The organism is Candidatus Paracaedibacter acanthamoebae, assembly GCF_000742835.1.
Classification (GTDB): Bacteria; Pseudomonadota; Alphaproteobacteria; order Paracaedibacterales; family Paracaedibacteraceae; genus Paracaedibacter; species Paracaedibacter acanthamoebae.
Genome location: NZ_CP008941.1, coordinates 1,569,270 through 1,595,281 on the forward strand (window position 1 = coordinate 1,569,270; position 26,012 = coordinate 1,595,281).

22 protein-coding genes and 4 pseudogenes are annotated in these 26,012 nt (G+C 37.7%); 11 read left to right on the top strand and 15 right to left on the bottom strand.

Translation table 11 applies throughout. The features are described from left to right. Positions 1 to 980: 980 nt before the first annotated feature. Both ID47_RS12955 and ID47_RS07005 read left to right on the top strand, forming a co-directional pair. A complete protein-coding gene (locus tag ID47_RS12955) occupies positions 981 to 1,178 on the top strand; it encodes a hypothetical protein (protein WP_156956695.1) in 198 nt (65 codons plus the stop codon). 446 nt (positions 1,179 to 1,624) lie between these two features. Next, positions 1,625 to 4,261, top strand: a complete 2,637-nt coding sequence (locus ID47_RS07005; RefSeq protein ID WP_038465147.1) for a V-type ATP synthase subunit I domain-containing protein — start codon at positions 1,625 to 1,627, stop codon at positions 4,259 to 4,261. Between the two features lie 219 nt (positions 4,262 to 4,480). Here ID47_RS07005 and ID47_RS07015 read toward each other — a convergent pair. Then, positions 4,481 to 5,564, bottom strand: a pseudogene (locus ID47_RS07015) (IS3 family transposase); the annotation flags it as partial. Between the two features lie 384 nt (positions 5,565 to 5,948). Between ID47_RS07015 and ID47_RS07025 the strand changes: the two are divergent. Beyond that, positions 5,949 to 6,833 (top strand): hypothetical protein, encoded by an 885-nt coding sequence (locus tag ID47_RS07025; protein ID WP_038465152.1) that lies wholly within the window; start codon positions 5,949 to 5,951, stop codon positions 6,831 to 6,833. Between the two features lie 310 nt (positions 6,834 to 7,143). Here the strand turns inward: ID47_RS07025 and ID47_RS07030 are convergent, their stop codons facing one another. The 5 genes from ID47_RS07030 to ID47_RS07050 all read right to left on the bottom strand — a co-directional run bounded on the left by ID47_RS07030 (position 7,144) and on the right by ID47_RS07050 (position 9,734). Continuing rightward, positions 7,144 to 7,581: a phospholipase D-like domain-containing protein gene (locus tag ID47_RS07030; protein ID WP_051908731.1), complete on the bottom strand. Its 438-nt coding sequence runs from the start codon at positions 7,579 to 7,581 to the stop codon at positions 7,144 to 7,146. A gap of 262 nt (positions 7,582 to 7,843) precedes the next feature. After that, complete coding sequence (locus ID47_RS07035; RefSeq protein ID WP_051908732.1) at positions 7,844 to 8,095, bottom strand: transcriptional regulator; 252 nt, start codon at positions 8,093 to 8,095, stop codon at positions 7,844 to 7,846. A gap of 53 nt (positions 8,096 to 8,148) precedes the next feature. After that, positions 8,149 to 8,364 (bottom strand): helix-turn-helix domain-containing protein, encoded by a 216-nt coding sequence (locus ID47_RS07040; RefSeq protein WP_038465154.1) that lies wholly within the window; start codon positions 8,362 to 8,364, stop codon positions 8,149 to 8,151. A 63-nt stretch (positions 8,365 to 8,427) separates the two neighbouring features. After that, on the bottom strand, positions 8,428 to 9,120 hold the full coding sequence (locus ID47_RS07045) for a hypothetical protein (protein ID WP_038465156.1): 693 nt from the start codon (positions 9,118 to 9,120) through the stop codon (positions 8,428 to 8,430). A 65-nt stretch (positions 9,121 to 9,185) separates the two neighbouring features. Further along, on the bottom strand, positions 9,186 to 9,734 hold the full coding sequence (locus tag ID47_RS07050) for a recombinase family protein (RefSeq protein WP_038465158.1): 549 nt from the start codon (positions 9,732 to 9,734) through the stop codon (positions 9,186 to 9,188). A gap of 158 nt (positions 9,735 to 9,892) precedes the next feature. Between ID47_RS07050 and ID47_RS11920 the strand changes: the two genes are divergently transcribed. Both ID47_RS11920 and ID47_RS07060 read left to right on the top strand, forming a co-directional pair. Then, entirely contained in the window at positions 9,893 to 10,555 is a 663-nt protein-coding gene (locus ID47_RS11920; protein ID WP_051908733.1) for a plasmid pRiA4b ORF-3 family protein, read from the top strand. Beyond that, positions 10,545 to 11,930, top strand: coding sequence for an ISKra4 family transposase (locus ID47_RS07060; RefSeq protein ID WP_038465160.1), 1,386 nt, complete (start codon positions 10,545 to 10,547; stop codon positions 11,928 to 11,930). The genes ID47_RS11920 and ID47_RS07060 overlap by 11 nt, the downstream gene beginning before the upstream one ends. Before the next feature lie 74 nt (positions 11,931 to 12,004). On the opposite strand, the gene ltrA is transcribed toward ID47_RS07060, so the two are convergent. Next, positions 12,005 to 13,555, bottom strand: a complete 1,551-nt coding sequence (gene ltrA / locus ID47_RS07065; RefSeq protein WP_075261577.1) for a group II intron reverse transcriptase/maturase — start codon at positions 13,553 to 13,555, stop codon at positions 12,005 to 12,007. A 317-nt stretch (positions 13,556 to 13,872) separates the two neighbouring features. Further along, on the bottom strand, positions 13,873 to 14,022 hold the full coding sequence (locus ID47_RS13260; RefSeq protein ID WP_198022261.1) for a hypothetical protein: 150 nt from the start codon (positions 14,020 to 14,022) through the stop codon (positions 13,873 to 13,875). A gap of 137 nt (positions 14,023 to 14,159) precedes the next feature. Between ID47_RS13260 and ID47_RS07070 the strand changes: the two genes are divergently transcribed. From ID47_RS07070 to ID47_RS07085, 4 genes and pseudogenes are all read left to right on the top strand, one after another. Next, positions 14,160 to 14,339 (top strand): helix-turn-helix domain-containing protein, encoded by a 180-nt coding sequence (locus ID47_RS07070; RefSeq protein ID WP_038465162.1) that lies wholly within the window; start codon positions 14,160 to 14,162, stop codon positions 14,337 to 14,339. 131 nt (positions 14,340 to 14,470) lie between these two features. Then, on the top strand, positions 14,471 to 14,743 hold the full coding sequence (locus ID47_RS13265) for an IS3 family transposase (protein ID WP_051908734.1): 273 nt from the start codon (positions 14,471 to 14,473) through the stop codon (positions 14,741 to 14,743). Positions 14,744 to 14,757: 14 nt separating this feature from the next. Beyond that, positions 14,758 to 15,084 (top strand): annotated as a pseudogene (locus tag ID47_RS07080) (DDE-type integrase/transposase/recombinase); the annotation flags it as partial. Positions 15,085 to 15,630: 546 nt separating this feature from the next. Continuing rightward, positions 15,631 to 17,292, top strand: a complete 1,662-nt coding sequence (locus ID47_RS07085) for a leucine-rich repeat protein (protein ID WP_038465164.1) — start codon at positions 15,631 to 15,633, stop codon at positions 17,290 to 17,292. Positions 17,293 to 17,680: 388 nt separating this feature from the next. Here the strand turns inward: ID47_RS07085 and ID47_RS13530 are convergent. From ID47_RS13530 to ID47_RS11925, 3 genes and pseudogenes are all read right to left on the bottom strand, one after another. After that, positions 17,681 to 17,782: pseudogene (locus ID47_RS13530) on the bottom strand (recombinase family protein); the annotation flags it as partial. 200 nt (positions 17,783 to 17,982) lie between these two features. Beyond that, positions 17,983 to 19,368: an ISKra4 family transposase gene (locus ID47_RS07090; RefSeq protein ID WP_038465165.1), complete on the bottom strand. Its 1,386-nt coding sequence runs from the start codon at positions 19,366 to 19,368 to the stop codon at positions 17,983 to 17,985. Continuing rightward, positions 19,358 to 19,948, bottom strand: a complete 591-nt coding sequence (locus ID47_RS11925) for a plasmid pRiA4b ORF-3 family protein (RefSeq protein ID WP_320410483.1) — start codon at positions 19,946 to 19,948, stop codon at positions 19,358 to 19,360. Before ID47_RS11925 ends, ID47_RS07090 begins: the two co-directional genes overlap by 11 nt. 216 nt (positions 19,949 to 20,164) lie before the next feature. Here ID47_RS11925 and ID47_RS07100 point away from each other — a divergent pair. Further along, positions 20,165 to 20,365, top strand: a pseudogene (locus ID47_RS07100) (recombinase family protein); the annotation flags it as partial. A 118-nt stretch (positions 20,366 to 20,483) separates the two neighbouring features. Here the strand turns inward: ID47_RS07100 and ID47_RS07105 are convergent. Both ID47_RS07105 and ID47_RS07110 read right to left on the bottom strand, forming a co-directional pair. Beyond that, positions 20,484 to 22,340: a hypothetical protein gene (locus ID47_RS07105; protein ID WP_038465168.1), complete on the bottom strand. Its 1,857-nt coding sequence runs from the start codon at positions 22,338 to 22,340 to the stop codon at positions 20,484 to 20,486. 223 nt (positions 22,341 to 22,563) lie between these two features. After that, positions 22,564 to 23,532: an IS5 family transposase gene (locus ID47_RS07110; protein WP_038465169.1), complete on the bottom strand. Its 969-nt coding sequence runs from the start codon at positions 23,530 to 23,532 to the stop codon at positions 22,564 to 22,566. Between the two features lie 135 nt (positions 23,533 to 23,667). Here ID47_RS07110 and ID47_RS07115 point away from each other — a divergent pair, with 135 nt between their 5' ends. Beyond that, positions 23,668 to 24,375: an IS6 family transposase gene (locus ID47_RS07115; RefSeq protein ID WP_038465171.1), complete on the top strand. Its 708-nt coding sequence runs from the start codon at positions 23,668 to 23,670 to the stop codon at positions 24,373 to 24,375. A gap of 68 nt (positions 24,376 to 24,443) precedes the next feature. On the opposite strand, the gene ID47_RS07120 is transcribed toward ID47_RS07115, so the two are convergent. Together ID47_RS07120 and ID47_RS07125 are read right to left on the bottom strand one after the other, a co-directional pair. After that, a complete protein-coding gene (locus tag ID47_RS07120; protein ID WP_038465173.1) occupies positions 24,444 to 25,238 on the bottom strand; it encodes an ABC transporter permease in 795 nt (264 codons plus the stop codon). Between the two features lie 3 nt (positions 25,239 to 25,241). Then, entirely contained in the window at positions 25,242 to 26,003 is a 762-nt protein-coding gene (locus tag ID47_RS07125; RefSeq protein ID WP_156956696.1) for a hypothetical protein, read from the bottom strand. Positions 26,004 to 26,012: the final 9 nt, after the last annotated feature.

A 26,012-nucleotide genomic window follows, 5' to 3' on the forward strand; every position in this document is an offset into this window, starting at 1 on the left:
AATTCATATTTATTTTAATGTAATGGTATATAGCAATCTTATATATGATGATTGAATTTTACGGTGAAGCGTTAAGATCAGTTTTAAGCTTTAAAAAATCGCAAATGTCTGACACTATTCAAGTTTTTTAAAACACTGAAAAAAAACTTAAACATTAGTTGAGAAAAGTGAAAATTCTATAGTAAATTTTATAAATTAAATCCGTAAAAATATCCTCCATATTCTGTAAAGAGCAGGGGTGGTAAAATCCAGACGAGAAAAGATTATTGTGATAATGTCGTAATAATTCTCTAAAAATTGTGATAGAAAAATTACTAGACCAACATTATCCAGAAGGATTTGGTTATATGACGGTACCGCTTCCTTCTCTTAAAGTCTCTCTCAAAAACCAATATTGTATAGTCTAGTATTTAAGAAATAAGGAAAAGAGCTTCTTGGAAAATTATCCGCAAATACGTAATAACGTATAACCGTTATCACTGTAGATAGGTCTTTAATCAAGAGGAAGATTTTAAAAGTGACTTTTCTTAAGAATGTTTTTCCTAAAAAAGGGAAAATTAGATACTCAACATTAATAATGAATTGCTAAATAACCAGGTATACGTAATTACGTTAAACCGTAATTACGGAAAATATTAACCGAAAATTATTGGAAGAATTACCCCGTATATACGTAAACCCGTATTTACATAATTACGGAAGGTATATTTTAACACTATGACATCTTTAATAAAATATTTGGGAAGCTGAGAATGTAAGCTTAAAACCCACCCCTAGTAAGCAATTTTCAGAAATTCCTTTTCCTTAGCCACTTTAAAAAAACTACGTCTTATACTTGGCGTTACTTTAAGGTATACTTCAAATAGCCAAATAAACACTGAATGGAAATAAAACTATGAAACCCAAACGACCAGCTTGCGGGCTCTGCGGAGAAACAGGCAACTTAACTAAGACGCCCTGTTGTAACGATTGGATATGCGATGATGCCGATAAGTATGTGCTCTTCTCATACAAAACAAGTAGCTGTTACAGAAACCATGACAGGTACACTCTATGCTCATATCATCACAAAGAGGACCACTCAGGAAAATGGCAAGACTGTGCAGAATGCAAAAATGATTTCCAGTTGGAAAATTATGTTGATTTCGCAACCAATGACTTTAACTTTGAGAAGCTAGCTAATCTACCAAAAGTTACTATTAAATGCGTAAACTGTGGTTTTGAGTCTAACAGCATGCAAGATTTTTCATTCCAAACCTCAAACAGTTTCTACTGCAACAAAAAAAAGTGCCAGAAAACAATCATGTCATATTAGCGTACGCTATAACCGTAAATTTTGACACAAATGGGCCCACTACCCCTATCTCTAAAAACGACTAGAGGCTGAGGCAATAAAAAAGCAAGATTTCGCCTGTTTAGAAGTTTGACAATACCCCTACGGGGGATATATATAAATAAAACCAAGAACACTCTCTCTCGGCATAAATTCTGCAGCCTAATAATCAGCAATTAGAAGTTAGGTTTACTGCTAAATTGTCGAATAAAATAAGTGGGGATCGCCTATAAGAAAGAGGAATTTAAAACTCTTGTATTTTAGCGAAAAAATAAAAAAGGAACACTGTAGATGCCTATATTTTTTGTACTCTTATTATTGCTTTATCCTTGTTACGCTATGGAAAAAAAAGGAGCCAGTGAAGAGAGTGGCCCTAAAATTAACAAATCTCGTCATGATTCCTTAACCCCACCAGACTATTATGAGAAAAAATTTCAAGAATATACTGACCGACTTTTTAATGCTGAGAATGAGGAAGAGGCTAATAGGATCCTTTCAAGTATTCCACAAGAATACAGAGAAGAAATCCTTGATCGTCTTCCTCAATCCTATTCCAGTGACTCCAGCTCCTCTACAATCGCTCCGCATGAACTGCCTGAAAATTTAACAAGGGATGGGGCTGAAGAAGAAGGGCTGAGTATATACCAGCAAGCACTAGAATGTGAGCAGAAGGGAGAAATAGAAGAGGCGGATAAATTATACGCGAAATCAGCTAATAAGGGCGTTGTCTTATCAAAAATAAAATTGAAAGAAAACTGGATAGCTCGATTAGAGGAAACTATTAAGGAAAAGAAGGCATTTTTAGAAAAGAAAGAAAGTGAGTTTAATGATGATGAAGGGACAGGGGGGAAACTAAAAGTTTTATCAGCTATGGGGAAAGAATTATTTGATCTCGATCTAGAACTTGCTGAACTTAAACATGACCTTGAGAACTTACAAGACTTAAAAGAAAAGAATATCAAGATTTACTATGATAGCTCATTTGTTGATAGCACTAATTTCATTATTGTGAAGGACGAGGAGATACCTGCCTGCTTACTGATGCCATCTCGCGAGAAAGAACTTGAAGACGAAGAAAAAGCTAAAATTCTCGAGAGAATATTAGAAGAAATAGATTTCAAACTATGCAAATTAGAAGAAACGATCTTAATTTTAAGAGAGAAAGAGAACAATTTAAAAGCAAAGGAAGCTAAAGCTTTTATTCAGGATCTAAGGGAAGCCCCTATCTTTACACGTTATCTGGACATATTAGAGAAAGTAAAAAACAAGATAGAAAGTATATTAAGCTCTAAAATAAATAAAGGAGTTAATAGCCAATCTTATGAAGAATTTGAGAGTTGGTTAATAGAACAAGACCAACAGTTGGTGAGAGCGATCTTAGGTATCATAAAAAAGTATATATCTCGGCAATATATCTTCTCTCCATTAATATTTAACGACATAAGAACAGTGAGAGAATTTCTTTTACCCATATTAAGTTATTACAATCATCCAGCTGAAGGCGATAGCCGGTTTCTTTCAATTTTTTCTAACTATTTTGTAACTGCGCAGGATGAGATTGAAATACCTACCTCTGTAGATCGTTTGAGGGCACAATTAATTCTTTTAAGGGAAGCAGATAGATATCTACAAGCTTTGAGAAATCCACAGAAATATATGAAACTAATAAATCCCTCCCAATATAAAAAGGTTAAAAATAAGTCAAAAAGAAACAAAGAGCTAGAATTTCTCAGATATCGTAGTGCTGACTACTCCTGGGATATGGATTTCGATATAAACATATCAATTTACTTAGCTAACGTTAGAAACAGATCTACAAGATATACTTTATGGTTTTTAAATAGGTCTTACCAATCTTTTAGGGAAGTTTCTTTTAATGATGGAGCTCCGTTAAGCTTATATAATTCAAATAGGAGATTGGCTGGATTAGGAAGCCGTAAGACAACAACATTTGAAGTAAGCCCCTGGGTATCCGGTTTAAATTACCTTTTGAACCTTAAAGAAGGACAGTCTTATGAATATGTTTTCGATGTTGCTACCTTACGTCTTCATATTATGAAAGTGTCAATTGAAGAAAAAAATGCAAAGGAAAATGCTGGCCATTGTTATATTAGAGATCGCGCAAACATTCAGCGGCCATGTGGTGGAAACTTTAAAAAGATAGGAGAAGCTTTATTTAGAAGTGACGAATATAGTGGTCATTATGGTTGGTATTGGACTGATAAGAGGCGGCTTAGGTTTTTAGAAATGATAGCAGCTGTTAGTGAGAAGCATAAATACTTTCAGGTTTTACATGAACCATGGATGAGTGATGAAAAGCGAGCAGAATTTTATGCTAAGTCCCCTGATGTACTCCGCAAGATCCAAAACTTCCATCCCTTTGGAGAAGATGACAAACTACCAAAGAGAGATATGACATTCCAGAATATGTCAAACGAAGATTTGCAAAAATACCAAACCCGTTTTATCTCTCGATATAAGCAAAGGCAGACTGATTTATCCCGGAACTTAATATTAGCTCCAACTTCTACAGCCTCTGCCGATCCTAATAATCAGCAAGAAGAACCAAAGATGCAGATTGGAGAAGGAAGGGTGCTTGAACGCATTCAAAGGCCAGTTTATGCCAGATTAAGAGAAGATTTGCAGGAAATCTTTCTAAGTATAGAGATCCTAAATAGATACTTAAACGGGCAATTTTTTCACATGAAAGATCGAAAGACTCCAGAACAAATGAAAGCATATTTAGAGTGGCTAGTTGCACAGGAGCTTGATAACGAAGCTTATCAGAAAGCCTTAAATGATTTATCTGCTCTTATAGATGAAAGAGAGGAATTATTACTTCTGATGGAAGGCTATTCCAACGAGCAACTTGAACCAAGTGAAGAAACCTTGCCCCCACATTCGATAAAAGGAAAAGAGAAAGACTAAGGTTGTCGAGTACAGGACTAACATTACTGCTAGTCCCGCCTCTAAGAACCGTGCGGGCCACTTTCATGGCACACGGCTCAAGCCCTCATAAGGCTGAATGATTTTCAGCCCGGTCAGCTCAGTGTCGTAACTGAGTTTACGGCGGCGTTGCTTTTCCAATTCTCTCTTTGCAAGGTAATCCTCCCAAAAATAAAAGGAGTTAAAAGTAGAATTGTTTAAAGCTGCTCCCTGCAGCTTTTGTATAGGCGTTATCCCGCCTAAGGCCATTTAGGCCTTTCATTATTATAATGCCATAACCAAGTTGTTGCTTTTTCTTGAACCTGATCAATACTGTCAAATATTTCCTGGTTAAGCCAATCATACCTGACGGTTCTATTAAACCTTTCAATATAAGCATTTTGCTGGGGGTTTCCAGGCTGAATATAGGCCAAAGTTATTCCATGCTTGGATGCCCATTTCTTTAGTTTGTGACTAATGTACTCAGGGCCATTATCACATCTTAATACCTGGGGTTTGCCTCGCCATTCAATGATTTGATCTAACGACCTTATTACCCGTTCACAAGGTAAGGATAAATCAACCTCTATACCTAACCCTTCTCAGTTATAGTCATCAATGACATTAAATAGACGATAACGACGTTGATCGCCAAGCTGATCATGCATGAAATCCATTGACCATACTTCATTAATCACTTTAGGGACTTCAAGTTTCTCGGGGTGATCACGAACCAAGCGTTTCTTAGGCTTGATCCTTAAATTCAGCTCCAGTTCTTTATAAATGCGGTAGACCCGCTTGTGATTCCACTTAAACCCTTTCACATTGCGTAAGTATAAAAAGCACAGACCGAAGCCCCAATTTCGCCATGTGCTCGTTATTTTAACAAGCCACTCAGCAATTAAGGCATTCTCGTCCCTATGCAAGGGCTGATAGCGAAAGCAAGTTTCACTGATCTGGAATATCTGGCAGGCCAGGCGAATACTAATATTATGGTCTGCTATGCTTTGTTTGGCCATCTCACAGCGCTGAGATGGCTTTAAAACTTTTTTCTTAACGCCTCCTGGATGATTTCTGATCTTAATTGGGCTTCAGCATACATCTTTTTTAAGCGTTGATTTTCAACCTCTAATTCTTTCAGTCGGGAAATCATGGAAGTATCCATTCCGCCATATTTTGCTCGCCATTTATAGAACGTTGCTTGGCTCATTCCATGCTCACGACATAAGTTAGGCACAGATATCCCAGCCTCAGCCTGTTTCAAAATTTCCATAATTTGGCTATCACTGTGTCGGCTTTGTTTCATTGTAAAATCTCCTTTTTCTTTGTATGGGATTTTCTACTTTAAAACACTGCTTTTTTTAGGGGGGATTACCTTTCTATCATAGCCGAGAGTCTATGGGCGATTTTGCCGATGCGTGCTATTTCTGTCATAATTTGTTACTACAACATCTCCTCTTCCAAGATTAGAAGAAAAGTATCAGATTGAATTGCAGCTGCTTGAGGACGCTGAACAAAGAGAATGGCAGAAAGAAATAGATAGATATTCAAATGTTGGTAACCGTGTAAAGCAAATTATCCTAGATTTGTGAGGAGAAAATTTTTGTTAAAAAAGAAAATATATTCTCCTTTATGAGATTTAATTTTTATCACTTTATATAAAATATAATTTAATTTTAAGGAAGAAAAAATGAATTATTTATCTTTTATGTTTACTTTTTTGATATTATTACCTTTCTCAGCTTTTACTGCTGCTATGGAAGAGGGTACTTCTGGGTTTGAGGAAGTAACTATTAGAGTGTGGCATTCAGCTTTAAATGCAGGCGAACATTATGGTCATGTATCACTCGCAACCTCTCATTCTTATATCAGTCTGTGGCCATCTAGGGAAAATCGTTTTGATTTAGAAGGTATAGGATGCTTAATAGCAACAGCACAGCGTAACCTAACATACAAAGATGATCAAGAGTCTGAGGGGCGTTCAGAAGATGCAGAGTATAAAATAATAGTAACTAATATTAGCCAACTCGAAGATGAGTGGAACAGGCTAACAAGCCAAACCTTAACATGGTTTGCATTCGGCACTCATTTAACTAGAGAGAGATTAACCCCTTATCTACAAAATAATGAATTTATTAGTCGCATAAGGGATATAAACGAGAATCCAGGATTAGTATTTAATTGCGCTTCTATAGTACACCACCTGCTTAAAAAGGGGGATATAAACCTTGAAGATTATCTGGATATTGGTAGTGTTCACAACCCCATATTTCAAGGCTTAACCCTCACACTTGTTAATCAAGGTAGAGGAGATATAAAAGAGATTGTAGATTTCTTATCTTCCATCATATATCCTGACAAAATCAGTTATATGGCAAGAAAAGCAATGATTATACAAACTTCACAAGAGCTTGAGTGCCATTTAGACCACCCCAGTTTTTATTTAAATACCCAGGATACCATCGATAATACTTATAATTACATTATTACTCATTCACAAGCTCCTACCAAGATTCGTAACCATCTACTCAAACTAAAAAAGCGAAGAGATAGCGAGAGATGTATCTTATCTTAATCCTTAAACAAGTGTAAATTCTTTGTGTAAGTCTCTGTAATTACCCTATACTGTATAGGGTAATTATTTTATAAGGTTTTAAGAAATAGCTATTATTTGCTGAATAACCGCTTGATTTCTTTGTTTATGTTAAAAATTTTAGTACTTGCCAGATTCAAATATGAAGTGCAACAGTTTAGAACCGGCCCATGATAGTATTATAATTCAAAAACATTAAAGAAAAAATTGAGAAATGAGAAGCTTTTGCTTAAGTTTAATAATTAAGCTTGATTACCAATATAACCATTCACGACCGTCTCCTGGTCAAGAATTATAACTTTGTTAGGGCAATACCGGGCGGGCTATCAATATGAATATTAATGCCGTTTTTGGCTAATAAGCTTGCCTTAGAATGTTTATCTGTTTTATTGGATTTGTCTAAGATAACTTGCACATCGACCCCTCTTTTTTTCGCGTCAATTAAGGCAGCCGTTATGTCTTTATCGGTGAACGAATAAGCCTGGAGGTAGATGGATTGTTTAGCAATTTTAAGGGCAATGAGGAGACTTTGTTGGCATAATCGGTTCGGTGTGAAGCAACCCATTAGATCTTGAGGCTTTTCTTGAATAAGGGTGGGCAGTTCAAAATGAGCCGCATAAAAGTAAGGAACATTATAGCCGACTTCAGCAGAAATAAGGACATAAAAGATGACGGACGGCAAAGAGAACCGCTTATTGATCGTTCGATTTCTGCTTTTTTTCTTCTTCACCTAGCATTACCCTTTAATAAAAGGCACCACTACGCCTAAGAAACCACCATAAGCAATGGGGGAACTTACTTGTTTTTTATTATAGGATAAAAATAGTGCTGTGTCCGCTTTGAATAGGCAAATGGATTATCTGAAGATCCAGTTATTTTCATAACTCTATCCTTTACTTTTTACATGAAGAATTAGCTCCTTGATAGGTGTAATATTTATGGGCAGTGTAAGGCTCTTAAGCAAGAGAAACGAGATCGAGCTATGATATAGCTTAACCTTTGGATATTTTGTCCCAATCATAGTTGGGACGAATATCTCTAGCTTTAACTTTCCCTTTGGTAACCTTTTCAATTTTAAGGCAATTTTCTGGTTTTGGAACTGATTTATGGTTTAGCCAACTATGGACCGTCCCAAGAGTAACGTTGAGTGCTTTTGCTAAGGCAGTGGATGTTCCAAAAAGATAAAATGCCTCGACGATCGCTTCGATATTATATTGGGTTTCTTTATTTAAACGGTTTCTCAAAATTCTAATCCTTTTTTCTCAAGGTATAATGAGGACAATAAGCTGAAGAAGCCCTAGCTCTCATTTAGGCAGCAGGACAAGATTTTGGGCAGATCATACAGGCGGTCGGGCAATATTTTAGCTAGGCCAGTTTCATATTTAGACAGCAGTTGCGGGGTCACTTTCATCAATTTAGCTAAATCCCGCTGAGTCAGTTTTAACTCTTCGCGGCGTTTCTTTAATTGCAGGCCCATATGAACCTCTATGGGTACTGTTTTAGATTGAGGCATGTGACGAATTCCTTTTCGCGTTCTTAATACATAAAATTTGATGGAAGAAAATGAATTAGATTTTTATAGAGCGGCTCTCCTTTTCAAAGCTGATGAAAAAGAGATGACATTCTTTTCAGAGAATTCAGTTTCCCTAGGATTGTTTTTCCCATGTGTGTTGAATACATCCACTGCTTGGCGATCAGCATTTTGTAAGTAACGCCTTACTAAGGAATCAGATTTTTGATAACGCCACAATTGATGCTGAAGTTGAATTTTAATGTGCTCTAAAGAATAACAAAATTGATCAGCTTCCGACGGCCAAAGCGACAAGGTTAATATCTGGCATTTTCCCTGCCGCGTCAGACAAGGTTGCACTGAAGAAAATAAGCTTTTTAATAGATCAAAATGAAAGGTTCCTTCATTTGATAAGATAAAACACATCTCGTTTTTATGAAGACTCTGTGCACAAAAGAAGAGAAGCATTAAGCTTTGGATCATCAATTCAATGAGAGCAGCATCATAGAGAGGCTGGCATTGATCCTCTAACCGATCATCTTCTTGCAGGGTGAAATTAGTTACCTGCAAAGCCTCCTCTAAGAAGTGCATTGATACGGTTAAAGAAAAGCCCGTTTGCCTTTGATGCAGCCTTAACGTTGCATCTGATAACCTTCCCTCCCCTTTAATATCATAAGAAAATAACAACTGTTGTTGCTGCCAGGTGGAAACATGCGTTTTTAATTTTTCCAGTAATGCTTTTTTATTAACAAAATTCATAACCAACCCTTTCTAAATATTTATCCATGGGAGACCATTCAAAAGTTGGGGGTCAAGAATTTTTATTAGATTTCCAGGTTTCTATAGATGGTTGAGGGGTGGGTATTCATCGTTTTAGCAATGTTTTTAATAGATTCACCTTCTGAAAGCAGGCGTTTTATCAGATTTTTTTGTTCTTGATTAAGCTTAGATGGACGACCAAACTTAACTCCTCTCTTCTTCGCCAAATGGCGTCCAGTACTTGTGCGCTCTTTAATCAGTTCTCTTTCAAATTCAGCAATACCAGCAAATACTGTCATTACCATACGACCTGCATGAGAGGTTGTATCAGCCCATGGCTCGCACAGTGAACGGAAATGAGCTCCAGCGTTACGGAATTTATCAGCAATTTCAAGTAATTTCCTTGTTGAGCGGGCTAATCGATCTAAGCGCCATACAATAATAGTGTCATCTTCTCGTAACTGCTCAAGCATCTTTTCTAACTCAGGCCTTTTCGTATGAGCTCCTGAAACCTTTTCTTGATAGATTTTTTTACATCCAGCTTCCGTCAAAACTTGAAGTTGAAAAGTTAAATCTTGATCATCAGTAGAAACGCGAGCATATCCAGTTTTCATAAAACCCTCTTAGGAGAAATTTTCTTTGCAAAACATATAGCAAAACATTTTACTTTTGCATATGATTTTTGCAATAAGAAAGGTTCAGTACTTTCCTAACTCCAGATTGTCATTGCAAAAGTCTCAATTTTTGCGAACTTAAGAAGGAGCTCTTATCAATGAACTCACAGTCTCCTATAGAAGTTTATCAATTTAGATTTTTTCTTAAAGGGATCAGTCCTATGATTTGGAGACGAATTCTAGTGAGTAGCAATAGCAGCCTTGCAGACCTTCATTATGCTATCCAAATTACCATGGAATGGAGTGATACACATCTCCATCAATTTAATATTTGGGGAAAACAATATGGTCTTTCTTATGACGGAGGAATCATTTTTCCAGATAATACCAGAAAGGTTTATTTGCAGGATTTCCAATTCCGAATTAATGAGAAATTTAGCTATGAATATAACTTCTTCGATTATTGGGAACATGAAATCCGCCTTGAAAAAAAGGTTTTACTTGATTGCAAAAAAACATATCCACTTTGCATTGATGGTAATTATGCTAGCCCTCCTGAAGACTGCGGCGGCCCTAGGGCTTTCATGGAATTGATAGACTATTATGCTGTTTGGAAAATTGAAGAAAAAATCTTGGAAGCACTAGAAGAGTATGAAGTAGAAAAAGATCATGCTTCTTTTAAAGAAACCTTGAAAAACCTTCAATACTGGGCAAGCCGCCATAAATTTGACCGCAAAAAAATTAATCGGCAACTACAGCGTTATTTCAACAACCCAAGCAATAATCAATTAACACTGGAGGAGATCCAAGATGAAGATTAGAATCCAATTTATCATTGATAGTGAAGATCGAAGCTCAACTGAAGATATAGCCTGCCTTGAAAGAGAAGAATTAACAGCTGAAACTTTAGGATTAACTCTACAAGAGACCAAGGCAATTACCTCTGAAATTCAAAAAAAGATGATAGACCATCAAATAACAGATTTTGTCTCTCATAACCGTTTTTGCTCATGTTGTGGCACAATACTCTCTATTAAGGGGTACCATCCTTTAGTTTATAGAACTCTTTTTGGTAAGATTTGCCTTAAAAGCCCAAGGCTATTTACCTGTAAATGCCAATCTCAGGGGCCGTCTAGTTTTAGTCCTTTAGCTCATATTCTAACAGAACGTCTTTCTCCTGAACTGAGTTATTTAGAAACGAAATGGGCATCACTGATGTCATACGGGATGACAGTCAAACTTTTAGAAGAAGTGCTACCTTTAGAAACATATTCTTCTTCTGTCTTTTATAACCTCCAAAAAATATCGACTCGCCTAGAGGAAGAATTACAAGAAGAAAAACCTATGTTCATTGAAGGCTGCCAGCGAGAATGGAATCAATTATCAAGGCCTGATACACCAATCACTGTTAGTTTGGACGGGGGATATGTTCATGCTAGAGAAGGAAAGAACTGCAAGGCAGGATGGTTCGAAGTCATTGTTGGTAAAAGCATGCAAGAAGGTCATGAGTCCAAAAGATTTGGTTATGTCACAAATTATGAAACAAAACCAAAACGCAAACTTTATGAAATGCTGCAAAATCAAGGTCTACAAATGAACCAAGATATTACATTTATAACAGATGGAGGAGACACAGTTCGTGATCTTCCCCTTTACTTAAGCCCCCGTTCCGAGCATGTTTTAGATTGGTTCCATGTAACTATGCGAATAACCGTTCTAAAACAAATGGCAAAAGGCGTAATGGGGAAAGGATATTCAGATTTCGAGAACAATTTAGACAGAGCAAAATGGTTTCTTTGGCATGGGAACACTTTTCAAGCCTTAGATATTCTAGAATCCTTAAGTTTTGATCTAGATGCTTTTTCTGAAGATAAAGAGCATAAAAAACATAAGCTTTGCCGAGTTGTTAGTGAATTTTACGAATATATTAATTTGAATAGTTCTTTCATTCCAAACTATAGCGAACGCTACCATCATGGAGAAGCAGTCTCATCAGCTCTAGCGGAATCAACCGTTAATGAGATTATTAGTAGAAGAATGACTAAAAAGCAGCAAATGAGGTGGACACAAAAAGGGGCTCATTTGCTCCTCCAAGTTCGAACCAAGACTCTTAATAATGAGATTAGGCATTCTTTCAGACGCTGGTACCCAAAAATGGATAAGAACTGTGATTGTTCACTACCCTTGGCGGCTTGACGCCGGATAAGCAGGGCCCATTGCTGAGCCCAACTCTCCTAAGAACCCCGCATGGGCATTTCTGTCCACGAGGCTCAAGCCTTTATAAAGCCATTCCTTGATGACCCAGCTTTTCTGTCCTGTATCTTTAACAAGTTTTCCCATAATAAACTCCATTTTGTGCGTTTAGGTTGATTACCCTTACGCTTTACTAATCGATTACCAAGATATTCTTGGTAAATCGGATCATAGGGAGTTGCTTCAGCTCTTATTTTGATATGTCGCTGTATAGGAATCTTGCTCGCTTCCAACAACCTTAGATAAGTTTGATTTCCATTCTTACCTTTAGTTTTAACGGAAAACACCCAGTTTCTCTGTTGGTATCGGAGAAAATACTTATCTCTGATCCATCTTCTACCCTTATTCGGATGTCGTCTTTTGGACCATCTCCATAGAGCGAAGAAGATATGAGCGTCTACATAGTTGAAGGTTTGCTTTGAACAAACATGGCGGTAGTAATTTCCCCAACCTCTAATCTTTCGATTCAAGCGTTGAATAATCTCTTCCGTTTTAGCTGTTGCGCGGCTTTTTGTGATCTCTCGGATTTCAGTAAGGAATCGTTTAACGTTGCTTTTAGCCGGTTTAATGATACACTTACCTTTATATTTACGGATATTCATTCCTAGAAAATCAAATCCTTCATTGATATGGACGATCCTCGTCTTCTCTTCAGACAGATATAAACCTCTTTCCTGTAAGAAGGCTTCCACAGCTGGTTTAACCTTTGTTTCTAGCACTTCTCGTGTTGCACCCGTAATGATAAAGTCATCACAGTAGATACAGACGTTGACTTTATCTTGTCTCCTAGAGACGGCCTTAACAGCTGATTCTAGGCCACTTAGCGCAACGACTAAAAGTGCTGGCGAGATTATCCCGCCCTGAGGTGTACCATTTTCTGTAGGATAAAATCGTCCTTTTTCTATGTAACCGGCAGCGAGCCACTTCTTCAGCATCCCCTTATCCATAGGCACATTATCCTGTAACCATGGTCCTGAAATACTATCGAAGCAACTTTTTATATCCCCCTCCAAGATATATTCCGCGGCATCCTTTCGAGCCAGTGCGTCAAAACACCGGGCGATCGCATCTGCAGTTGATCGTAGAGGTCTGAAACCGTAAGCATTCTTGTCTGCTACCATTTCTGCAATTGGTTCAAGCGAAAGCAGGTGAAGCGCCTGCTGGGCTCGGCACCCCATTGTTGGAATTGATAACGGACGAAGTTTGCTATTTTGTTTCTTAGGAATATAGATACGCCTTAACGGTTGAGTTTTATACCCTCTACGCTTGAGCGACCTTGCTGCTTGTATCTTTTGTCTGGATGTTTTCCAGACAACCCCATCGATACCTGGCGTTTTTGCTCCTTGATTTTGGACAATTCGTTTTACAGCTAATAACTTAGCGTAATACGAATGGGTCAGAAGTCGTTGCAAAGAGTGTACTTTGCCTTTCTTTCCTTCCCGATAAGCTTTCGCGATACGCATTTGCAGCCGATATACATGGGCGATAACTGGTTGCCAATCAATGCTATCCCAGTCTTTACCATATGCTGAAGATGCACCAGCTTTTGGAGTTTCCATTGCCGTCATTTGCTTTTCTTCCTTCTATCGGTTCTCCAAATTCTCTCGCGATTAAAGACCAATGAGACGTCTGCTCACTTTCGTGCTTGGTAACGTTTAAACCAATATCTACGCCATTACAGCGTAGCCTTCGCTTTTTCTCATCTCCTGTTCTCGCATAACTATCGGCTCGTCTCACGACTCGCTTTCCCAAGATTTTCCTGGGAACTATACGAGGTTGCCACGTTCCTTTGTCAAAAGCATACTGGGTTAGGTGCTCACTGTAGACCGAGAGATGTATTAACCACGAATGGAGATTAGGGGAGCTCTCATTCTTATCTCTTTCCCTATTTTAGGTCAGGTGTATCAGCCGTTGCACCTGTTCTCAAATTACGATCCTTACGTGAGTTCACATTACCTTCACCATACCAGTTACCTAGCACTATCCCAAGTTCGGCTCTCAGGAGGATATTTCTCTCACGATTCCTATCCTGCATTGTTATGCTTCGCTACATTGTCAGGACAGCTCTTTATTCATGTCCTTAGGTTCACCTGGTGGTACAGGTGGTCCTCTCCTTTATTCAAGGGAGGACAGCTCTCAACAAAGACCTCGTGTCGCAGCCCCAACTTTTGAATGGTCTCCCAATCAGCAATAGAAAAAGCTACCATTGCTGAAGCTCTTTATAAAAATGGGAGTATCCCGGTAAAAAAAATTGCAAAACAATTAGATATTTCTAAAACCACCTTATATTTATACTTAAGGCTTCGTAATGTTCGTATTGGTGAAAAAATATCAGAAGTTTTAGCTGGTTAAATCAGAACGAACACTTTTGGGGGTTCTTCCACAGAACCCGTAATCAAGCTTTATTATTAAGAAGACCGGCGCGAGGCCTTATTCATCATTCAGACTTAGGTAGTCAGTATACCAGCCATGAGTTGTATAAAATGGCGCAATATTATGGAATTAAACTAAGCCATGGTAAAACAGGTTGCGCTTATGATAATGCGGCCATGGAAACATTCTTTCATACGCTCAAAACAGAACTAATCCATTTCAAAAAGTATAAAACATTACAGGAGGCAGAAGGTGACATCTTTAGCTATATTTTTACATTCTATAACCCTAAAAGGAGACATTCGACATTGAACTATCAAACTCCCAACCAATGGGAAAATAATTATTACCAAAAGGAAGCCATCTCAGTTCACTGTGTCTAAAAAATTGTAGCAAGATCAATTTTCTTCTGCGTGCCAGGAGAGATGCTATAGCGGCAAGGGCCTTTTTTAGAAAGGCTTTTAGAGAAAATGGAAGGCCGGATAAAGTGGCAATAGATAAAAGTGGCAGCAATAAGTCAGCACTTGATTCTTTTAACAGCCATGCTCCAAGAGAAGAGCAGATTAAAATAAGGCAAAGCAAATATCTCAATAATATTGTTGAGCAAGATCACCGGTTTATCAAGAAGAGAACCAGGCCAACACTGGGATTTAAGAACTTTTATTCTGCTAAAGCAACCATTACAGGAATTGAAGTTGTCCGCATGATTCAAAAAGGACAAGTTACCGGTCAACATGTTTGCCAATCTTCCTTCAATAACTTTGCCGCTTTAATGGCTTGGTGTGTCCAAAATCAGGGCAACGCAATCAAAAATATAACCTCTCCTCACAGATGCGACAGAGCCTATTTTTCTACCCCCAGCTTTTTTCTGCTCTCTCATGGCTTTTAAGCTGATTGAAGCTGCACAAAAGAGATGGATCCGTCTCTATGGATCCCATCATATGGCAGAGATTATTATTTAAAAATGGCATTGCCGAGCAAGATAAAAAAAATACAAACAAAACCGTTAAGTGAATCCCAAGTATGCGCCGCCTAATTAACTGATATACACAACATTTGACAATAGCTCTATAAAAACTTCTTTAAACATATCCCTATTAAAACACATCAGCAAAAAACTACAATACTAACAAACCTTCCGAACAAAGCCTCATAAAACTAGCTTTTCGTACACACCCAGATGCGACAGAAGCTAAACTTTTTTACATTGACATTTTTTGTAAACAAAATAATAAATAAATATTATTCCACATAATTTATGGGTTTTAAGATGTCGTTAAGCAAGGTTAGCATCTACTCACTCTTGTTCGCTGCTATAGCCGGCAGTTCTTTTGCATCTGATACGCTGGAATTGTTTGATTTGCCCGAGGAGATGCATGCTGGCATTCTTAGCTTTTGTGACTATAAAGATGTTACAGCTTTCGGAAGCACGTGCTCACAGGCAAGAGAGCAATCTATGGACTGCATATACCATCGTTTAATGCATAGTAATCAGAACCCGCAAGATTTAAGTTCTCTCATCTCTATACTGAACGGCAATATCGAAATCTTGGAAAGCCCTTCTTTTAAAGATAAGATCCCTCTCTTGGTTGATAATAATTCGGCAATTAAGCAAATCCTAACCCACATAGCTCGGAAGAATAATTTAACATCAAATTCGCTTACGCGCGCTCTGCAGGATGATGATGATTGCTACAAAACCATTTACGAAGCTCTATTTAATGCAGACCTATCGGCAGAAGAAAATGAACTGCAATTGCGTAATAAATCTATCCTTCAACACCTAACCTCTCACTTTACGGTCTTTCATCGAAAAGCTCTCTCTTTAAAGGAAAAAGAAGGCCACATTATCCAAGAACTTCATAACCTTAAAGCTTCAAGAGGTTATCTTTCAATTCAAGAGGCTTTAAATCATATTGATACGCTCATAGATAATACCTTCATTACCATAACCGACTCAGAACTGTTCGATTCGAACAGTAAAACGGAACTCCTAAAGCTCCTTCATAGAAAAAATAACTTAAACCTTTTACTCGATGTTGGAAAACACTTCGTTGATCATGAGGGTACCCTTAATATAACAATAACAAATTTACCTGAGACCATAACTCGACTTACTCTTACCAATGCTACTCAAAATGCCCGACGGATTGGGGATTCCTTCCTCTGTGGTGCAAGAAAATTGACGCAGTTTAATACTGCAGGCTTAATCAACGTTACCTATACCGGGCGTAACTTCCTCTGTAATGCAGGAAGCCTGACGCAGTTTGATACTGCAGGCTTAAGCAACGTTACCTCTATTGGGGATGGCTTCCTCTGTAATGCAGGAAGCCTGACGCAGTTTGATACTGCAGGCTTAAGCAACCTTACCTATACCGGGCATAACTTCCTCAAGGGTGCAAGAAGCCTGACGCAGTTTGACACTGCAGGCTTAAGCAACCTTACCTCTATTGGACATAACTTCCTCTGTGATGCAAGAAGCCTGACGCAGTTTGATACTGCAGGCTTAGGCAACGTTACCTCTATCGGATATAACTTCCTCCATGGTGCAGAAAGCCTGACGCAGTTTGACACTGCAGGCTTAGGCAACGTTACCTCTATTGGGAAGTACTTCTTCTATGGTGCAACAAAATTGACGCAGTTTGATACTGCAGGCTTAGGCAACCTTACCTCTATTGGACATAACTTCTTCTATGGTGCAACAAAATTGACGCAGTTTGATACTGCAGGCTTAGGCAACGTTACCTCTATTGGGGATTACTTCCTCTGTAATGCAGGAAGCCTGACACAGTTTAACACTGCAGGCTTAGGCAACGTTATCTCTATCGGGCGTGACTTCCTCCATGGTACATTGATTAAGAATTGTGATACTGTAAGGCGGGAGATCCTAGAAAGAAACCTAACAAGGAATCAGACGGCACTGTCAAATTAAGGCGTTGTCACATTAACTAACAAGGCGGAAAGTTTTTCAAGAAGCGCGCTACTTTTAGATACAGGTGTGTTGTGTTTGTGTACTTTGAAGCTAAAGATTGAATGCTTGTTGTTTATATTCTCTCTTAGATTTAGCAGTTAACTTATGAGCTATTCTTCCAAAGCGGGTCCTAAGGGTTAAAGATAAAGAGAGAAAATTTTGGCAATTAATGGCGCTTCTAAATCGTCGCTTAACCCGTTCTTGTTTTCGTACATGTTGGTGTATCAATGGTAATTGAAATTTCCCCACCCAAATTGGGGTGTGACAATCATTGGAATGAAAAGTTACTCTAAGCATTATCACTAAACCAGTTCTTGTTTTCCAGCCACCATAAATTAGATAAAATTAGTCATGACAATCCAAGTAATTTCTTCCCATCCTCCCGTAATTCTCCTGTTGGCGACACATGCCTATACAAGGTTTGCTTAGTGATACCCAGCTCATCACATAAGGGCCTACTGTGTACAAAGCGGCAGTTTTATGACAAGTTTGTTCCTATTTCATTATTGTAGTTGTCATTGTTATCCATTTTGATTATGGTTTGACTGATTAAATAACGTTAGCCTCCACTTTAAGAGATAAAAAGTTTCGCCTCTGCTCATTGGCCCAGTGTTATGGAACGTACGATGGAGACCATCCCAAAGTTGGGGGTCATGCCGCTAAAGGTTGAGGAATATTATGGGCATCATCCATTTTTGGGTACCATTGTTTAAAGGATTTTATTAAGTCACCATTTAGGGTCTTCGAACGGACTTGAAGCAGTAGATGAGCCACTTTCTGTGTCCATCTCATTTGTTGGCTTTTAGCCATCCTCTTGCTAATCAGCTCATTGACTGCTGATTCAGCGCAAGCTGATGAGACTGATTCGCCGTGGCGATAAAGTTCTCCATAATTGAGAATGAATTGACTATTTGATTGAATATATTGATAAAATTCACTGACTACCCGCCAAAGCTTAAATTTTTTATGTGCTTTATTTTTGGAATATAAGGCTAAATCCATTATTAAAGATTCTAAAACATCCAAGGACTGATAAACATTCCCATGCCAAAGAAACCACTTTGTCCTTAATAGCTGTTTTTCAAAGTTCGCATAGTCTTTGCCCATAGCTCCCTTTGAAATTTGTTTTATAACAGTCATCCGCATGGTCACATGAAACCAATCTAAAATATGCTCTGATCGAGGACTTAGATAAAGAGGTAGATCTCGCACTGTATCGCCACCATCAGTTAGGAAATTAATATCTTGATTCAATTGTAATCCTTGTTTTTCAAGCATTTCATACAACCGACGTTTTGGCTTTTGATCATAATTAACAACATAACCAAACCTTCTTGGTTGATGACCTTCTTGCAAGCTTTTACCAACAATAACCTCAAACCACCCAGCTTTACGGTTATTTCCTTTCCTTGCATGTACGTACCCTCCATCAAGGCTAACGGTAATAGGGGTATCTGGCCGGGGCAGTTGATTCCAATCCCGCTGGCATCCCTCAATGAACATAGCTTTCTCTTCGCCTAATTCTTGTTCTAAGCGGTTGGCTACTTTGGAGGTAATGCGGTATACCGAAGAAGGATAAATTTCCACAGGGAATACCTCTTTTAGAAGCTTAGCAGCCAATCCATACGACATCAATGACGCCCATTTTGACTCCAAATAACTTAGTTCAGGTGAAACGTGTTCTGTTAAGAGCTGAACCAAAGGGCTAAAGGTTGAGGATTGCTGAGATTGGCATCGGCAAGAAAAAAGCCTCGGGCTTCTTAGACAAATCTTACCAAAAAGAGTTCTATAAATTAAAGGGTGGTACCCTTTGATGGAACGAGGCTTACTACAGCATGGGCAATGCCGGTGATGAGCAACAAAGTCTGTTATTTGATGAGTTATCCTAATTTCTTGAACTTTTGAATTAATATTCTTGGCTTCTTTTAAGGTTAGTCCTAGAGTTTCAGATGATAGTTCATCCCTTTCAAGGTAAATGACGTCTTCAGTAATGTATTCATTGTTGTTATCAATAATGAGTTGTAGTTTAATCTTCATCTTGAATCTCCTCTATGGATAGTTGATTCTGGTTATTAAAGTACCGTTGAAGCTGGTGATTAACTTTGCGGCGGTCAAACTGATGGTAGGTTAGCCAATACCTTAACTCTTCTAGTGTTTTTCGAAATTCAACGAGGTCTTTGTCAGCTTTATAGCGCTCGAACGCCTCTAGAATTTTTTCTTCAATCCTCCAAACAGAATAATAGTCTTTCAATTTCATAAAAGACCACGGGCCACCGCAGTCTTCTGGAGGAGCAGCATAGTAACAGGGGTAGATCTTTTTGTTGGAGGCTGGCACCTTCTTTTCTAGGCGAATCTCATGTTCCCAATGATCAAAAGAATTATATTCATAAACAAACTTCTCATTAATGCGAAATGAAAAGTCTTTTAAAAAGATATTAAGAGGATCATCTTGAAAACTTATCCCTCCCTCATAAGAAATCCCATACTCCTTGCCCCAAATATCAAACCGATGTAAATAGCTATTCTTCCAGCCCATAGCTATTTGAATGATTGCATGGAGATCAGCAATACTGGTGCAGTCTAAGACAAGAAGCCGCCGCCAAATCATTGGGTTAATTTCTTTAAGTTAAAGACGTAGCTGGTAAACTGCAGTAGGAGACTGTGGGATCATTGTTAAGAGCTCCTCTTTCGCTCTTGCAAAAATTACAACTTTTGCAATAACCGCCAGTAACTAGGAAAGTATTGAACCTTTCTTATTGCAAAAATCATATGCAAAAGTAAATTATTTTGCTACTACATGTTTTGCAAAGAAAATTTCTCGGAATCAAGCTTTATGAAAATTGGATATGCTCGGGTTTCTACTGACGATCAAGATTTAACTTTTCAACTTCAAGTTTTGAAGGAAGCTGGATGTAAAAGAATCTACCAGGAAAAAATTTCAGGGGCCCATAAGAAAAGGCCTGAACTAGAAAAGATGCTCGAGCACTTACGAGAAGATGACACGATCATTGTATGGCGCTTGGATCGATTAGCCTTGCAAGAGCTCACCAAATGTTCCAAAGGATTTACCACTTCCAATGCAAGGACTGTTATCAGCTAATGCTTGTAAAGATTCACTAATCATTATCTCTTAAAGGTTCTCTAATTCATTATTACTGGTTATCTAGAAGGCTTAATTGCTTAAGAGCAATCTGTACCCATTCATAGTATGATCGATATAACTTCTTTAATTCCTCGCAATCCTCAGAATTTTGAATTATTGTTAAAAGTAAGTTTATATTTTGAGTGTTTGTATATCTTTGTTGATATCCTTCTTCACCAAGTTGTATTTTGATTTTTTCTTTTTGCAGGGGTGCAAATTCTATTTTTTGCATAAAATAGTCTTGCGGATCACAAAGCATAAATACAATTGCACTGGCATATGGACATAAAGGGTGGTAATTTCCTTTTCCATCTTGTGCGTTTATTAAGTAGGAGAGAGACTCTAAAAAAGTTTTACTTGCCTTGGCATTACCCTTAAGAGCAGATAGATATTTTAAAAATATATTGTGAAGCATCATCCCCTCCTGCTTCATAACAGGATTAAAAGGAAAAAACTGTATGTATTTGCATAAGTTTTCAAATAAAGGCATATCAATATCATCTTTATCAGAAGAAAATTGTGAAAAAATAGTGGAGCTTATAGTAGTTAGTATATTGTTTACTGTTAGTTGCTTTTTTTCAATAGAGCGGATGTCTCTTACATTTGTGACCTTTTCCTCTCCCTCTTTTCTTATCACAACGGCAATTTTTTGATTTTTTTCGTCATAGCCAGAAAGATAAACCACATTGGGTTTTACTTGTATATTGTGTATCTTTTTAATCTTAGTGGTTGCAAGTTGAGTAATATTTTCCCCTCTCATAGCAAAAACGCTATCCTCCCTTTCGGAATTTTTTCCATGGAGGTAGAGACTACCGTTAGACCCTGCTTGCATGCTCCCTATCCTTATTAATCCATAAGCGTTTGGCTGAGAAACATAATCCCCCTTAATAGTAACTATACTATCTGTACCAAGTTTATTTTCTCCCCGAAGATAAATAGTATCGCCAGAGCTACCTTGTATGTCCCATATGTGCCTTAATCCATAAGTGGTCGGTGGTGAGGCGACCCCCTCTTTTACCAGGATAATATTACCTTTCCGACGATGATCCTTTCCTAGTAAATAACAAGACTTATCGTCTATCACATGGATGTGTTGCACCTCTCTTAGATCATAGGGTATATGGTGCATAACTTTTCCCTGCTTCACTAATAGGAGTATATTTTTTTCTTGTTGATTTACTCCGAGAAGATAAAGAATGCTATCAGGGCCAATTTTCATGTTAAAAATGTTTGATAATCCATAAGTGGAGGGCATGGAAATATCGCCCGCTTTTATAGTAATAATGCATCTTTGTTCTTCTGAATTCTTCCCTAATAGGTAAAGAATACCGTCTACCGCCGCCTGCATGTTAATTATACTTGTGAGTTCACAGGATAAAAGCTGGAGAGGCGAGCTATCTTTTACAATACCAATGCTATCCTTTCTCTGTTGATCCTTTCCTAAGAGATAAAGTGCACCGTCAGCACCAGTCTGGATGCTAAATATGTTTGTGAACTCATAAGATGAAATTGAGAAAAAAGCCCCATTTTTTACAGCACCAATGCTATCCTTTCTCTGTTGATCCTTTCCTAATAAATAAATACTTCCATCAGGACTCAATTGGATATCGGCAATTGAATTTAAAGGAAGAGGAATTGATATACGTATGTTACCATCTCGATAAATGTCTAATATGTTTTCTCCTTCCTTCTCATATAATATACCAATCTCATCATGGAAAGAGGGAAGCAACATCTCCAGCCATGTTTTATAATTGTGATCACCTCCTCCTTGTAGAGGTTTCGTATGAGGATAGTCCATAGCTGAAACCACACAGGAAATGGTTAAAAAATAAAGATTTATAAAGATAGGAGAAAGAAGTTTCATAAAGGTGATACTCTGATAAGTGTAGGAGTGTTAGTTTATGGTTGTCATTTTAGCTTTCTTTATAAATATGGAGGTAGATTTTATTCAACATTAAGAAAAAATCAATATTCACTTTGTTTCTATTTCTTCATAAATGCTTTGGTATCCTACTAAAGGGCCTCAACTTGGCGTTGTTGCATAAATGTAGAGTAAGGATAGAGCACCCCCCTTTCCCCCAAAACTGTTACATTTTAGCAGATTTGGGCATACCAAGTTTGGTAAAAGTATTCAGGATGAAGCATCCAAGGTGCAATTCAGCATCTTGGTTATTCCATAATCTTGCATTAAATTTACGGCCGATAATTTCTTTATAGCGATACATCGTATTTTCTACTTTAGCTCTTCGTCCGTATTTGTTTTTAGATTGCCAGGCGTATTTTCCTTTTTTATCAATGTAGTTAACCGTTTCTTGCCGCGGTGAGATTGCCTCATCAGCAGTTGATGGGGACCCACGAGCTGGAGGAATAATAGGCTTAATATTGGCTGATTCCAGCTGATCATAAGTCTCTTGACCATCATAACCTGAGTCAGCAATTAATTCGGTTACTTTTGTCGGATCAGCTTGTCGCAAATGATCTTGTAAGCAAGATCTATCATCTGCTAGATGATCGGTCATCATTCGGGAAACAATCAACCCCTCTTCATTAATACCAATGTGAAGCTTGCGCCAGAGTTTACGTTTATAGTGTTTCCCATGCTTAGACTCTAGCCATTCACTCTCTCCATAAACTTTGATGCCCGTGCTATCAATAACAAGATGACCTGGCTCATTCATTTTGTCTAATTGGCAAGTAAGAAGAGCAACGGTTCCGCGGCGAGATAACCTCGTATCACCAGGAACATCCAGATTAAGGCCCATCAATGCAAATAACGAGGCAACGAAGCCTTGAATTTGCCTTAGCTTTTGCTTAAGCATGGTTCTGAGAGCTAACATGATCGTAATAGCATAATCAGAATAATAATAGGGCCTGCCTTTTTGGGAAGAAGAGCTTTTACGAGCATACCATTTATTGCCAATATCTTGACAAATCCATAAAGTCAAAGAACCTCTGTTTTTTAAAGCTTGATTATAGTCAGACCAATTTTTAACGCGATAGTCAGCTTTTCGTTGGCCGGGACAACCATGTTTGCGAAGACGTTCTTTATAGGGCATTAGCTATCCTTTCTTCTAGAATATAAGATAACTAATTTTTCCTTTTCCCACTTCTTTTTTCGGTACCGTCAAGTTGTTGAGAAGGAGATGTAGTTAACGTAAGATTCTTGCAAGAATAAGAGAAAGACGTTGATTATGCGAGATCATTATAAAGGATATCGTCTTCCCAAAAGTGTTATTGGCTTTGCTGTTCGCTACTATTACCGTTCTAAGATCAGCTTAAGAGATTTAAGCGAAATGCTTCAGGATAGAGGTCTCTCTGTCACTTACGAAACGATTCGAAATTGGTGCCAAACCTGGGGTCCTGTTTATGCCAGAGATATCCGTCAGAAAAGAGGATCAGCTTTTAAAGACAAGTGGCATATTGATGAAGTGAGAGTGAAGATTAAAGGTGAAGCCTTTTGGCTTTGGCGTCTTGTCGATAGTACGGGAGAAGAAATAGAAATTCTTTTACAAAGAAGACGCAATGCCAAATCAGCGATCAGGTTTTTGAAGAAAGCCTTAAAAAGAATAGGACAGCCTCCGAGAGTTATGGTCACAGATAAACTGAAGAGTTACAATAAGGCGCATCGTGTTCTGTTGAGAACGTCAGAACATCGTTCCCATAAGCGGTCAAATAATAGAGCAGAGAATTCTCATCAACCTACACGAGAAAAGGAAAGGCAAATGCGCGGATTCAAGACTCCTGGATATGCCCAGAGATTTCTTTCATCCATGGGGGCATTCTTAAATTTATTGAAGGTCAAACGATATTCTGTTTCAGCCAAAGAGTATAGACAGAAACTAAAAGAGTCTCTGTCTATCTTTCATGAGATAGTCGTTTCACACCCTCAGTCTATCTAAAACGGAAGATTTTGACCCAGTTTATTGACATGATCAATAACTTGACGGCGCCACCCAAGCCTCTACATTTATTTTACTGACATATTAGATAAACTTCCTGATTCATAACGTCTTAATCCCTTATAAAAAATAAATGATGAGACTGCTAACAGCAAGCTTGTTCCACACACAACCACTAGAAGGCTTGTCATTGATCTTGTAAGAAAGTAGTCTATAGGGTAATATGAGATTAAACCAACTGGGAGAAGAGATAAAATTAAAAGTTTCAAAAATCCTTTATAAATGCAATTTGGGTTTGTAGATAAAACAACAGTTATATTGAATAGATCTTGAACAAGCCTGTTTAAATTCTTGAACCAGAAGGACAAGCTTCCATATAAGATGCTGATTGAACAATATACAGCGATAGAACAAATCACGAATAAAAAAATAAGCAGCCAATCCGTAAATGCAGTAAACCCTGATAAAACAATTAGAAATATCCCTGCAATGACACTTCCTATTCCAGCATGATCTGTTTTGGAAGAGCCCACAGAAAAGATAATTGGACGCGGAGTAACGAGTAAAATATCCAATTCGCATCTTTCAATAAGATTGGGTATATTCTTGAAGCCATTAAAACACATCTCGATAAGTCCAATCGAAACATTCACAAGACCGTACATAAATGTGACGTGGTATATAGTCCAGCCGTTGACAACTTTGAATTTTTCAAAATAGACAAACCAACTTACCAGAAAAATTAATTTGCTTAGTGTCATAAAAATTAATCTGAGAATAAACGCTCCTCGATGGGCTATACTGGCCTTGAGATTTATTGAGAAGAAATTCACTAGTAGAAGAAGCTCTCTTTTAATCGACATAACCTATCCTCCGTAAATTTCTATACGTTTTATAAATTTTTTAAAAATTATCGTTAAGATGGGATAAAAACACCCAATCCATATTAGTAAACCAATAAAACTCGTAAAACAATCGCTCCAATTCTGAGTATAAATTATTTTTGAGCGATCGTAAATCATCCAAGGAAATGGCGTTAAATAAGCAACACTTTTAAGCCAAATTGGATAAATATTTAGAGGCAACAATAATCCCCCTAATATATACATCAACATTCTATAAAACATAAAAAAACTTGCAACGTCTCCAACCCAAAAAGCGCATAAGCCTATAATGGTTTGAATTATTAAACTTAGGGCCCCTGACATTATGGCAAGAAAAAATAATACAAAAATAAACCCAGTTAACTGACTAGTTGATTGAGATATAAAGCCGGTTATTATGGTCCCAAAAACAGCAAAAACAAATAGATTGAAAAGGTAAGTACCTAGCCCTTCCCATAATATCATATGTATGTAGGAAATAGGTCTTAACAGATGATACGTTATATCACCACTTTTAACATCATGTTGGATACGGCTATAAATATAAGGTTCTGATAATACCCCCCACTCAGTAATTGCTATATACCAAATCATATCAGAGACATTGACCTTTAGAATTGAACTTTTAATTTCCCCGGTAGACTGCCATAGTTGAGAGAAAATATAGATTGCAAGAGTGTAAAAAAATAATCTTCCAAGAATTTGAAACTTGTAAGCTAGAAAGATTTTTCCTGAAATTGTCATGCATGAGGT

Coding starts and splice junctions, on each gene's coding strand:
- ID47_RS12955 (WP_156956695.1), top strand. CDS start 981: ATGATGCCGATAAGTATGTGCTCTTCTCATACAAAACAAGTAGCTGTT.
- ID47_RS07005 (WP_038465147.1), top strand. CDS start 1,625: ATGCCTATATTTTTTGTACTCTTATTATTGCTTTATCCTTGTTACGCT.
- ID47_RS07025 (WP_038465152.1), top strand. CDS start 5,949: ATGAATTATTTATCTTTTATGTTTACTTTTTTGATATTATTACCTTTC.
- ID47_RS07040 (WP_038465154.1), bottom strand. CDS start 8,364: ATGCCTCAATCTAAAACAGTACCCATAGAGGTTCATATGGGCCTGCAA.
- ID47_RS07045 (WP_038465156.1), bottom strand. CDS start 9,120: ATGAATTTTGTTAATAAAAAAGCATTACTGGAAAAATTAAAAACGCAT.
- ID47_RS07050 (WP_038465158.1), bottom strand. CDS start 9,734: ATGAAAACTGGATATGCTCGCGTTTCTACTGATGATCAAGATTTAACT.
- ID47_RS11920 (WP_051908733.1), top strand. CDS start 9,893: ATGAACTCACAGTCTCCTATAGAAGTTTATCAATTTAGATTTTTTCTT.
- ID47_RS07060 (WP_038465160.1), top strand. CDS start 10,545: ATGAAGATTAGAATCCAATTTATCATTGATAGTGAAGATCGAAGCTCA.
- ltrA (WP_075261577.1), bottom strand. CDS start 13,555: ATGACGGCAATGGAAACTCCAAAAGCTGGTGCATCTTCAGCATATGGT.
- ID47_RS13260 (WP_198022261.1), bottom strand. CDS start 14,022: ATGCAGGATAGGAATCGTGAGAGAAATATCCTCCTGAGAGCCGAACTT.
- ID47_RS07070 (WP_038465162.1), top strand. CDS start 14,160: ATGGTCTCCCAATCAGCAATAGAAAAAGCTACCATTGCTGAAGCTCTT.
- ID47_RS13265 (WP_051908734.1), top strand. CDS start 14,471: ATGGCGCAATATTATGGAATTAAACTAAGCCATGGTAAAACAGGTTGC.
- ID47_RS07085 (WP_038465164.1), top strand. CDS start 15,631: ATGTCGTTAAGCAAGGTTAGCATCTACTCACTCTTGTTCGCTGCTATA.
- ID47_RS07090 (WP_038465165.1), bottom strand. CDS start 19,368: ATGAAGATTAAACTACAACTCATTATTGATAACAACAATGAATACATT.
- ID47_RS07105 (WP_038465168.1), bottom strand. CDS start 22,340: ATGAAACTTCTTTCTCCTATCTTTATAAATCTTTATTTTTTAACCATT.
- ID47_RS07110 (WP_038465169.1), bottom strand. CDS start 23,532: ATGCCCTATAAAGAACGTCTTCGCAAACATGGTTGTCCCGGCCAACGA.
- ID47_RS07115 (WP_038465171.1), top strand. CDS start 23,668: ATGCGAGATCATTATAAAGGATATCGTCTTCCCAAAAGTGTTATTGGC.
- ID47_RS07120 (WP_038465173.1), bottom strand. CDS start 25,238: ATGTCGATTAAAAGAGAGCTTCTTCTACTAGTGAATTTCTTCTCAATA.
- ID47_RS07125 (WP_156956696.1), bottom strand. CDS start 26,003: ATGACAATTTCAGGAAAAATCTTTCTAGCTTACAAGTTTCAAATTCTT.